Origin of the sequence: Streptomyces dysideae, assembly GCF_001514305.1 — a bacterium.
GTDB lineage: Bacteria > Actinomycetota > Actinomycetes > Streptomycetales > Streptomycetaceae > Streptomyces > Streptomyces dysideae.
Genome location: NZ_KQ949085.1, coordinates 49,893 through 50,888, shown reverse-complemented (window position 1 = coordinate 50,888; position 996 = coordinate 49,893). Strand labels below are relative to the sequence as shown.

Sequence of the window (996 nt, the reverse complement as noted above, 5' to 3'; positions counted from 1 at the left end):
CCCCTCGGGTACGCCGACGACACCGACCTCCACACGGTGCGGGCGCCCGTCGTTGAGGATCCCGGCGAACGGCGTCAGGTCGTATTCGATCGGCTTGATGTCGAAGGCGCGCGGCCCCGGAATGACGTACCAGAGGAAGGGATTGGACCAGCCACCGGTCCACACATGCGGGAACGGCGCGGCGATTCCTGCCAGTTGGCCGTCGACCTTGATCTGCACCTCGCGGTAGGGGCCGCCGTCGGCCTGGCAGGAGTACGGCGCCTCGGTCGGCACCGACAGGTACCAGTACTCCTCGCAGCCGCCGCCGGATCCGGTGGCGTAGACCTCGGCGACGATGCGTTCGCTGTTGCGCGGGGTGGTGATCGTGTCGTCCTCGAGAGTGAGGATCCGGTCAGGAGTCCTGGCGGGTGTGCCCTCGTAGAACGTCAGCGTGACCTTGACGTCGATGATGCCGGTGTAGGTGTCGTCGACGACGTTCCCGATGAGCATCTCGACGTCCTGGCCGGTGCGGAGGGTCTCGCTGTAGCGCGTGACGTCCTTCTCCACGGACCACTCGATGCCGTCGGGCGAGGGTTCAGGTGTGGACGTACGGAAGATCTCGACGCCGCCGACGTGCAGATAGCCCAGCCGGTCGAACTGACGTCCCTTGACCTTGCCGTCCATCCGCAGGACCACCTTGCTCCAGCGGTCCCCGCAGTCGCCGGGCGGGGTGTACACGCCCCGGTACGGGGTGAAGTCACGGAACTGCGCCTCGGCGAGCGTGACTTCGCAGGACGGTCCGGAGGGCTTGGTGACGGGCGGGGCCGCGGTGACGGGGTCGTGCCAGTCGGTGCCGAACTCGGCGGGGACATCGGCCGATCGAGCCGGGCCCGCCCCCAGCAGGGTGCTCGCCACGAGGGTCACCCCGGCGAGCATGGACATGATGATCCGTCTCTTCATGGCCGGTGTTCTACGGGGAGTTGGGCACCCTCCGCAATGAGGCCTCCGCCATGAGTG

At 67.9% G+C, this 996-nt stretch carries 1 protein-coding gene; it reads right to left on the bottom strand.

Translation table 11 applies throughout. The annotated features are described in order from the left end of the window. Nucleotides 1–939, bottom strand: a 939-nt coding sequence (locus AQJ91_RS19055; RefSeq protein ID WP_324618013.1) for a peptide-N4-asparagine amidase, incomplete at its 3' end; no start/stop codon positions are given. Nucleotides 940–996 lie beyond the last annotated feature (57 nt).